Here is a 9,928-nt window from a genome sequence, read left to right as displayed (position 1 = left end):
GCTCGCCGGCTGCCGCCGCCTCCACCGGCGCTACGAACGCAAAGCAGACCACTTCCTCGCCTTCACCAGCATCGCCTGCACCCTCATCTGCTACCGCAGGCTCACCAAATGAGATGACGTCTAAGTGGACTGTCGGTATGTCAGTATCCACAGGCGGAGATCTTCGCTGCCACCATCCGGCGCCCCCTGCTTCCGCCGGCCAGCCCGCTCGGCGATGTCATGGAGGACACCCTCGACTGGATCGAGGCGACCGGCGGCCGCAAGGCAACTCTCCCGGGGTACCCACCGGCTTCACCGACCTCTACTCCCCCACCGGCGGACTTCACCCCGGCCAGCTCATCGTCATCGCCGCCCGCCCCGCCATGGGCAAGTCAACCCTCGCCCTTGACTTCGTCCGCTGCGCCAGCATCAAACACGCCCTGCCCAGCGCCGTGTTCTCGCTCGAGGCCGACCGCAACGAAATCGGCATGCGCCTGCTGGCCGGAGCCCGCGTCGCACTGCACCGCATGCGCTCCGGCACCATGACCGACGAGGACTGGACCCGCCTCGCCCGACGTCAGCGCAGCCCCGATCTACATCCAGGACGGCGCCTACTCCAACGTCCACGACCTTCGCGCCCACTGCCGCTACCTGCAGGCCCGGGCAGGCGTACAGCTCATCGTCGTCGACGCCGTTCACCTGCTCACCTACGGCACCCGACCGCTCGGCTCCCGCTACGAGGAGATCTCCGAGATCGCCCGCTGCCTGAAGCTCCTGGCCAAGGAACTCCGCTTGCCGATCGTCGCGATCTCCACCCTCAACCGCAGCCCCGAGCAGCGCACCGACAAGAAGCCGATGATCAACGACCTCCGAGACTCAGGCGCCCTCGAGGACAACGCCGACGTAGTGATCCTCCTCCACCGCGAAGACGCCTACGAGAAGGATTCGCCCCGAGTCGGCGAGGCCGACCTCATCATCGCCAAGCACCGCCACGGACCCACCGCGACCATCACAGTCGCCTTCCAGGGCCACTACCCCCGCTTCGTCGACATGGCCCAGACATAGTCCTGACCTAGCGGTTCCCAGATCGCGTGTTTCGTGTCTGCAACCAGCCTGCCGGCTTCGCCGCAGATCCTCGCTGAGGGCGGGCGCCGGGTCGGCGGGGAGTTCCTCGCTATTGGGGTCGGCGGCGCGGAGCCGGGCGTCCTTGAGGGCCTGCGTCTCGGCCTGGTCCAGCAGCAGGTGCTGAACAGCCGCCCCGAACACGGGGTGCGTGGTGAGCTGCGCCCACCGCCGGGGGCAGCGGGCCAGCATCGCCCAGCCGGCGCGGCCGCCCAGCTCCAGCGACCAGTCCTTCGGGAACGCGGACATGGCCTCCCAGCCTTCTTCGGGCTCCGGGTGAAGCAGGTACGCGGCGAGCGGGGTGAGGCCGTCTTCCAGGACGGCGTCGAACAGTTCCGGCGGCACGGACGGGGCTGGCGCAGCGTCCTTGATGCGGGTGTAGCGGTCGGGATCCCAGTCCCGGACGACCTGTTCCACCTCGTGGTCAGGCAGGCGGGGCAGGAGCGCGATGGCCGCCTCGACCTGGCCTGGGTGCCGCGCCAGAGCGGAGATTAGCCCGGCCGTGCCGCAGAATGGCGGCACGTCGGCGGCGGTCACGGTCCCGTCAGCTGCCAGGGCAGCCAGCGTCTTCTCGTCGGCGTGCACCTAGAAGCTGGCTCCTCAGCCGCTTGGCAGAGGTCCGGGCCAGCAGCGCGGGCATCGCGGTCTTGAGGGCTTCCTCCCGCCACCGGTCGGCCTGGGCATCGAAGCCATGCGGCGTCGCCGCCGGGGCGCACAAGGCCCCGATCACCGTCTTGAGCGCTTCCTTGGGGAGGTCTTCGCTCATCGCGAGCTCCCGCCACAACGGGTACGTACAGGCCTTGACCATCCCCGGCCCCCCTCCCGCACCTGACCCGGCGTCACCGCCTGGTCGCCATCCGTGGAAAGACCGTACGGCGCACCCGGGCCCGAGCGGGCGCAATCCATGAAGTCGCATCGCCTTCATGCACTGACCCAGGCCACGCGAGGGCACGGCGGCTCAAGAGCGCGGGATCAGCTCTGGCATGGAGGCGGCGGTGCCACATCACCGCGTCAGGGACTCGGCTGTGCCTGCAAGGACGCTGTACTGGAGGTCGCTCCCCCTCTGGCTCCGTCGCGGCGTTTGAAGAAGTGGAACCGATGCAGTTGTGTGGACACTTGTTGCTGTGGAATTCCTATTGCATGAACGTGTCCGGTCTGGCGATCGGGGGGCGTTCGCCGAGATCTTCGACGAGCATGCGCGCGTCGTCTATGCCCATGCGGTCAGGACGACGGGTGACTGGGCCCTCGCTGAGGACGTCATGTCCCTTACCTTTCTGGAGGCCTGGCGGCTGCGCGACAAGCTGCGCGAGGAAGTCAGAAGCGTCCGGGCATGGTTGTTGGGCATCGCGACCAACGTGATGCGCAACATCGCCCGGGCGGCACGTCGGCACCGGGAGGCGATGTCCCGTCTGCCGCCGCCGGAAGCGTTGCCCGACTTTTCGGACGAACTCGTTGGTCAGATGGCTGACGCTGAGCGGCTGGCTGCCGCAGCCCGAGCAGTGCAACGTCTGAAGAGGGCTGAGCGCGAGGTCTTCGCTCTGGTCGTCTGGTCAGATCTGGGGTATGCCGCGGCCGCTGAGGCGTTAGGGGTTCCGGTAGGCACCGTACGTTCCCGGCTCTCTCGGGCGAGAGAGAAGCTGCGCCGGCTTGTCGAGGAGGAGCTTGCACCAGATGGTGTGGAACCGCGGACTGACGGCGGACACATATCGCAGAAAGAGAGGGCCGCAGCCCGCCCGTCCCGCAAGAGGAGTGCACGATGAGTCTGGAACAGCGCGAACAGTCCGAGCGTGAGCAGGCGAGCCGGATGCTGCCCCCGGCTCCCTATCCGGAGCCGCCGGCCGGGCGAGTGGAAGCCCGCCGTGAACACTTCCTGGCCGAGATCGACCGGCAGACGCGATCTTGCTCTCCCCGTAGGGCGCCGCGGTCGAGACGGCGCTGGAGGCTGGCGGTGGGCGCGGCAATGGCCGCTGGAGCGGCCGTCGTCGTTCTCACTCTCGACTTCGGCTCGTCTGACGCTCCGCTGAATACGCCACCGGCTTCGGCGGCGTCGGTCGAACTGCTGGAGAGAGCGGCGCTGGCTGCCGCTACGACGCCGCAGACGAAGGTACGCACCGGCCAGTACTCGTACGTCAAGACGGTTGGCCACACGTCGGCTCTGTCCGAGACCAAGTCCGGCGATATGCAACTCCTGCGCGAAAGCGCGGCCATGGAGCAGTGGACCTCGGTCGACGGCAGTGAGCGGACTCTGCAGCGCAAGGGCGGCAGTAACAAGCTGCTGCCGGAAACTCCCGGCCGAGGCAGTCTGAACGCGCCGACCTACGACTTCCTGGCTGCCTTGCCGACTGATCCTGAGGCCCTGCTGAAGCAGATCCGCGACGACGCCCAAAAGAATCACGGAGCCGGTTCCGACTCCACGACGGGTCCGGACCAGGAAGCCTTCGTAACGATCGGTGACCTGCTACGTAGCGGGGTGACTCCCTCCGATACCGCTGCGTCCCTCTACCGGGCTGCTGCGCTTATTCCTGGAGTCGACGTCGTCCCCGATGTCGTCGACGCGGCAGGCCGGAAGGGGGTCGCAGTCGCCCGAACACACGAGGGTGAACGCACTGAGTGGATCTTCGACAAGAGCACGGCTCGACTGCTGGGCGAGCGCACAGTCCTCGTGGAGGACAACGCCTGGGGCAAGGCCGGCAGCGTCGTCACCTCCGTCGCCATCACCAACAGCGGCATCGTCGACGAGGCTGGGCGAACTCCCTAGCGGACCGAAAGACTCCGAAACACAGCGCTGTACACCGATGACAGCGAGTATGCAAGGTCAAACATCCGGACGGTTGTGATCGAGAATCCGACATCCTCGATCACACTCTCCCTCAAATTCCGAAGCATGTTGTGGGATCCCTGTGATGCACCGACACACAACCATCACAGGAGTAACAGAATGCGCCGTGTACGCCTCCTCGTCCCGTTCGTTGCCGCCCTCTGCGCCTTAGCCGCGAGCGCGACGACCGCGACCGCAGCACCGGAGCCCACCGCCATACCCGAGGTCGCGCTCGCCACTCCGGCGCAGGAAGCTGCCCTGCAGCAGCAGCTCGCCGAGGCCAAGCCGGTGATCGCCACCTACAAGGGCAAAAAGATGAACCTGGCCGACGGGTGGCAAGGGGCGCAGGCATGTTCCGAAGTGCCGAGCGGTGAAATCTACTGCTTCGACACTGCCGAGGAAGCGGACCAGGCGCTGGCTGAAATCGCTCCCACCGTAGCGAGAGGTACCAGCAGCGGCGTGGTGTCAGCGAAGGCCAGTGGCGAGTTCGGTCCCATGGCCTACACCGACTGCTACCAGGGATGGGTCTGCCTCTGGGAGCACTCGGACTTCACAGGCCGTCGGCTCCAGTGGTCCACCAGCGGGACGAAGCAGCTCGGGGACTGGGACTTCCGGGACAAGGCCAGTTCGGGCTGCGTGACCCGCTATCAGGGCGGTGTGCTGGCCTACGACGCCCGTACGGGCCTGCCCGACCCGTACATGACCTTGGGGGCCGGCTACTGCTACAAGTTCTCCTCCGCCAGCTACCCGACCGGTGGCACCTTCAACGACAAGGTCGATTACATCACCATGTAACTAGCCGAGGCGAAGTTGCCTTGCGCTCGCACGCCATGCTCGAGGTGTCTGAGAGGTAAGGGCCCGGGTTGCTGCAAGCTGCGGTCCCACACTGCTGGTCGGCCTCAGCGTTCCCGTTTCCTGAGGCCGACGGTGCCACCGCCGTAGCCGACCTTCCGGTGCGCGCGGGCAGTCCTCCCCGATGCACTACATCACTTTCAAGCCGACCGCCGCAGCCTCTCAGCTCTGCGGAGACCGCGCGTTGGTTCACCTTCTTGCGTCCTGCAACCCCACTCTTGGAGTAGGTAGTTGAGAGTCCAGAGATTAGCTCGTGCCGGGATCGCTGGCTTGGCGGCCACCGTGGTCCTGACCGGGCTCGTACATGTAGCGCCAGCGGTCGCCAATACCAGCCCACCCGAATCGAAACCGTCACCGAAGCCCTCCGCCAACCCGTCGTCCGAGCCGCCGACCCGTGTGCCGGATCCTGGTCACAGGCTCGGGAAGAACTGGAAGACCTCAGCAGACCGGGCTGTGACCACCGCAGCGGACCGCGGAGGCCTGAAGGTCCTCGTAGCGGACAGCAAGGACGCCTACCAGTGGCGGACCGTCGCCACCCTGGCGGAGCCAGGCATGCCGGCGGACTCGTGGATCGGCAATTCCTGCGTCATCGACCGTGACCATGCTGCGGTCGTGTATGCGCCGCGCACGTTCACGAACAAGCCGGATCTGATGCAGGGTGGGGCGTTCACCGCGGTCGTCGACCTGAAGTCGGGCCAGGTGAGGAAACTGCCCTTCACCGGCTCGCTGGCCTACTTCGACCCGTCATGCAACCCCGAGACCCGGACGGCCGCGTTCACCGCGTTCCGTGACAGCAAGACCCGGCTCATCACCGTCGACACCAGCGGCAAAACGACGACCGATACCACTGTCACCGGTCAGATCACCTCCGCCGTCCCCACGAAGGACGGTCTCGTCGCCGCACACGGCCGTCAGCTGGTGCACGTCGACCCCAGGAACAGAAACATCCGGAGGCTGGCTGCCGCAAAGGGTGTGCCGTTCGACATCCGCCCCACCCGCACGGGAATCGTCTTCCTCGACCGCAACGGCAGCACGGCCCTTGCCAAGCTGTGGAACGGCCGGGGCACACCGTCGACGCTCGCTTCGGGCAAGCTCGGAGACCTGGCCCTCGAACAGGGCAGTGAAGGCCGGGCATTCCTCACCGGAAACACGACGGACGCGAAGCTCGCAGGCACCGCAGTGTCGCGCCTGGACGTTCGGGCGGACGCGGATGTGTCCAGCCACGGCCGACTGGCCGTCGACCCCGTGCTCATGGCCGGCGTGCGTGCGGGCCTGGACCGGATCGGGAACGCGGGCAAGGGCTTCACCAGGGACGAACCCTCGCCCCGGGCACCGACTCAGGACCCCACGGACGGGAACCCCGCGGCGCCCACCATCACCAGTGTCGCGACGGCAACCGGAGAGAAGATCACCCAAACGGTTGCCGACATCACCAGCGGCACAGGCAAGGAGTCCTTCTCTCCGGCCCTCACCACAGCCGGGAAGAGCGGGCGGACACCCCAGAAGAGCAGGCTGGCGGCACAGGCGGCGGCCGACCCCCACAATCCGGTCGACACGGACCGGTGGTGCTCCATCCCCCGCAACGACATCAAGGCGCTCGCCCTCCAGCCGACCCCCAATCAGGTCGAGTGGGCCGTCAACATGGCAATCCGCGGCGAGCTGCGCTCCAACTGGATCACACAGGGAGGCTGGCGCTCCCAGCTGGGCCTGGCCACCGTCGACCCGCAAGGGCTCTTCCCGGCCCCTGCTCTGAAGGGCGGCGGGCGAATCCCCGCCCAAGTGCTGCTGGGCGTGCTCGCCCAGGAATCGAACCTGTGGCAGGCCGAAGGCGGCGCCATCCCGGGCCAGATGGGCAACCCGCAAGCGGCAATCGCCGGGTTCTACGGGCACAAGGGAGAGACGTCCGAGGCGTACTGGAGGATCAACTGGGCCCAGTCGGACTGCGGCTACGGCGTCGGCCAGGTCACCGACGGCATGCGCCTCGCCGGCTTCGAAAAGCCTGGAGAAACGTCCCTGTCCCCGACGAAGCAGAAGGCCGTGGCCCTGGACTACGCGGTCAACATCGCCGCGTCGATGTACATCCTCGCGGACAAGTGGAATCAGGTGCACACCGCCGGGCAGACCATCACCGTCAACAACGACGACCCGTCGAAGCCGGAGAACTGGTTCGCCGCGCTCTGGAACTACAATCTCGGTTTCAACGAGAACAAGGGTGACGGCACGCCGTGGGGACTGGGCTGGTACAACAACCCGGCCAACCCCTTCTACCCGCCCTCCCGGCACCCGTTCATGACCGACCCGCGTGACGCCGCCAAGCCCCAGAACTGGCCCTACCAGGAGAAGGTGATGGGCTGGGCCGCCTGGTCCATGGACACCGGCTACTCCTACTCCAGCGACGGACGACAGGACTGGCCCGGCGAGTCCGGATTCTCCAGCGCTGGCTTCCGCCCCGCCTGGTGGATCAACCCGGCCCAGCGTGACCGGGTCAAGCCACCACTGGACGCGTTCTGCAACACCACCAACAACTGCAACGCCGCCACTCCACCGGACTGCCCCGACGCCGCGTGCTACGAGAAGTACTGGTGGCGCGGCTCGAACGTGACGTGGAAGCCAAACTGCTCCACCGACTGCGGCAATGAGAGCATCAAGTACGTCACGCTGCGCGCAGAGCCGGGCCGCGGCTACCGGCTGAAGTACGGCACGCCGGCCTGCGGCGCGGCCCCGGCCGGAGCACTGATCGTGGAGTCCGTCCCCGACAGCACTGACACCTACAGCGCCTGCGGATCCTCTGGCACCGACGCCGGCACCTTCCAGTTCACATTCCACCCCAATCCAGAGGCGACCGGGCCGAGCCTGGGCCCGTACGAGGCCAAAGGAGACCTACACCAGATCGGCGGCGGCCACGGCGGCCACTTCTGGTACACACACACCCGCGACACTGCTCATCTCGGCGGCCCTGGTGCCCGGATGACCATCGACGGCACCTGGACGCTGGGGCGTAGCGTCGCATGGGCCCGCGTCTTCGCGCACATGCCGGACACCGGAGCACATACCCAGCAGGCCCGCTACGTGATCAAGGGAGTCGCTGGCGGCGACCGCCACCGCTACGTCAACACCCACTTCAGCAAGAACACCTGGGTCGAGCTGGGTGTCTACCGCTTCGCCGGTACACCACAAGTGGTGCTGACCAACACCACGGACGACGGCACCGCGGACGAAGACGTCGCCTGGGACGCGGTCGCCTTCCAGCCGCTTTCGGCCAAGCCGCAGCACATGGTCGTCGCCATGGGCGACTCCTACACCTCCGGCGAAGGCGCCGCAGCCTACTCACCCGAATCCGACAGAGACCACGGAGACAGCGACTGGAACGCCTGCCGGCGCAGCCCGAACGCATGGCCCCGCAAGGTGACTCTTCCAGGCCAGACGAAGAGCATCGCCGCGCTCGCCGACAGCTTCGATCCTGCGCTGGGCTTCCAGTTCACCGCATGCTCCGGAGCCAAGACTTTCCAAATGACCCAAGGCAACCCCAGCGCCTGGGGACTCGACGGAAACTTCCACGAGAAGACCCAGATCGACTCCGGAGCGCTCAGCGAAGACACCACCCTGGTCATGCTGACCATCGGTGGCAACGACGCGCGCTTCGACAACAAAATCCAGACGTGCGTCATGGAGGGGTGCCCCTCTGAGGCCTCGATGAAGGCAGACATCGACAACGCCGTAGCCGAGACCCGCACCGTGCTGGAACAGATCCATGCACTCGCGCCGAACGCGACCATCTCGCTGATGGGCTATCCCTTGCTCTTCAGCCGCACTCAGGCCTGCTCAACCTTGGTCAGTGCCTCCCAGCGTGTCATCCTGAACGACATGGCTGTGTACTTCGAGAGCAAACAGCGCGAGCTCGCGCTCTCCATGAGTGCATCCAATGTCCGGTACCGGTCCCCGCAGGCGGCGTTCGAGGGCAAGCGGATCTGCGATTCACCGGAAGGCATCAACGGGATCGTGGCAGGGCCGAACGGTGACGGCGACTTCCACCACGGCGACCAGAACACGCAGCTCTGCTGGTGGTTCACCGGGGACACCTGCCTCAGCCGCGAGAGCTACCACCCGAACCAGACCGGAACGAGCGCCTACGCACAGGCATTCATGACAGCTGGCCCCCTGTCAGCTGCCACTCGGCAGAACCGGTGAACAGGGGCATGTCCAATCATGGCACCGTGACGCGGCAGAGCCGCGCCACGGTGCCATCCCCAGGGTGTCTCGCCGCCATCATGGTGCCCATCGTCACAGTCCTGACCGCGGCTGCGGTCCTCATGATCATGCACTACCGCCAGGAACGCACGAACGAGCGAAACAAGGCAGAAGCCCTGGACCAGACAGCAGCCCTGGCCCGCTCGTACGCACGCGACGTGGCGGCGGCCCCGAACGGCTTTCCCAGTCGGGAAGCCGTACGCGGCATCGCCGAGCGGCACAACGGCAGGCTCTTCTCTTACGCGCGGTCGGAAGGCTCACTGACCACCACCGTCCAGTTCTTCGGAGAGTATGAGGACACGAGCATGTTCGGCGTATCGCACTCCCGGGCTTACCGCTGCTACTCCATCGCGCTCCAGAAGAGGGCCGAGGGCATACCACAGGCAAGAACGACTCCGCTGAAAAAGTGCGACACCATCTGATCCAAGCACTGCGAAGCAGACCGGATTACCCACTGGTTTGATGGCCCCCAGGAGGAACAGAGGATCCTCGGTGCTCACCCCGGCCGCCGCGGCGCTGGCGGCAGCGGGCGGGGGTGGTGTCAGTGAAGAGGGTCAGGTCGCTCACGCGGAGGTCTGCCTTCGGACCGGGCGGGTGAGATGGAGGCCGGCGGCGGCGTTGGCGCAGGTGACGGCGAAGTCGTAGTCGGCGTGCGCGTACTCCTCCCTGGTGATCGACTGGTAGTGCCGAACCGTCCAGGCGGCGTTCCCCTTTTTCAGCCGTCCGTTCTGGCCGTGCAATGGCACGCGAGGCCCCTGCGCAGACGCTCGCACCACAACTGCTTAAGACGGCATCTCATTTGGTGAGTCTGTGCGACGATTCGTCGGCCAGTGGAAAGTCATGAGTGGGGGCGAAGGTCGATGGAGTACATCAATCTTGATGCGCAGGTCGGCGACCTGTCAGGGGTCT

7 protein-coding genes and 2 pseudogenes are annotated in these 9,928 nt (G+C 66.5%); 7 read left to right on the top strand and 2 right to left on the bottom strand.

The features are described 5' to 3' along the window. Positions 1 to 112: pseudogene (locus tag QC282_RS31750) on the top strand (IS5/IS1182 family transposase); the annotation flags it as partial. Positions 113 to 150: 38 nt separating this feature from the next. Continuing rightward, positions 151 to 1,044, top strand: a pseudogene (locus QC282_RS31745) (replicative DNA helicase); the annotation flags it as partial. 601 nt (positions 1,045 to 1,645) lie between these two features. On the opposite strand, the gene QC282_RS31740 reads toward QC282_RS31745, so the two are convergent. Further along, complete coding sequence (locus QC282_RS31740) at positions 1,646 to 1,867, bottom strand: hypothetical protein (protein WP_279553057.1); 222 nt, start codon at positions 1,865 to 1,867, stop codon at positions 1,646 to 1,648. 358 nt (positions 1,868 to 2,225) lie between these two features. On the opposite strand from QC282_RS31740, the gene QC282_RS31735 reads away from it, so the two are divergent. The 5 genes from QC282_RS31735 to QC282_RS31715 all read left to right on the top strand — a co-directional run bounded on the left by QC282_RS31735 (position 2,226) and on the right by QC282_RS31715 (position 9,441). After that, entirely contained in the window at positions 2,226 to 2,861 is a 636-nt protein-coding gene (locus QC282_RS31735; protein ID WP_279553056.1) for an RNA polymerase sigma factor, read from the top strand. Continuing rightward, on the top strand, positions 2,858 to 3,859 hold the full coding sequence (locus QC282_RS31730) for a CU044_5270 family protein (RefSeq protein ID WP_279553055.1): 1,002 nt from the start codon (positions 2,858 to 2,860) through the stop codon (positions 3,857 to 3,859). Before QC282_RS31735 ends, QC282_RS31730 begins: the two co-directional genes overlap by 4 nt. 180 nt (positions 3,860 to 4,039) lie before the next feature. Then, positions 4,040 to 4,714 carry a peptidase inhibitor family I36 protein gene (locus QC282_RS31725; RefSeq protein ID WP_279553054.1) on the top strand — a complete coding sequence of 225 codons (675 nt, stop codon included), beginning with the start codon at positions 4,040 to 4,042 and terminating at the stop codon, positions 4,712 to 4,714. Positions 4,715 to 5,224: 510 nt separating this feature from the next. Next, positions 5,225 to 8,959 carry an SGNH/GDSL hydrolase family protein gene (locus QC282_RS31720; RefSeq protein WP_279553053.1) on the top strand — a complete coding sequence of 1,245 codons (3,735 nt, stop codon included), beginning with the start codon at positions 5,225 to 5,227 and terminating at the stop codon, positions 8,957 to 8,959. Positions 8,960 to 9,039: 80 nt separating this feature from the next. Beyond that, positions 9,040 to 9,441: a hypothetical protein gene (locus tag QC282_RS31715; RefSeq protein WP_279553052.1), complete on the top strand. Its 402-nt coding sequence runs from the start codon at positions 9,040 to 9,042 to the stop codon at positions 9,439 to 9,441. A 141-nt stretch (positions 9,442 to 9,582) separates the two neighbouring features. On the opposite strand, the gene QC282_RS31710 is transcribed toward QC282_RS31715, so the two are convergent. Next, positions 9,583 to 9,765: a hypothetical protein gene (locus QC282_RS31710; RefSeq protein ID WP_279553051.1), complete on the bottom strand. Its 183-nt coding sequence runs from the start codon at positions 9,763 to 9,765 to the stop codon at positions 9,583 to 9,585. Positions 9,766 to 9,928: the final 163 nt, after the last annotated feature.

Origin of the sequence: Streptomyces sp. DH24 (genome assembly GCF_029813775.1) — a bacterium.
In the GTDB taxonomy this organism is placed as follows: Bacteria; Actinomycetota; Actinomycetes; order Streptomycetales; family Streptomycetaceae; genus Streptomyces.
This window is presented reverse-complemented; position numbering and strand designations above follow the sequence as displayed.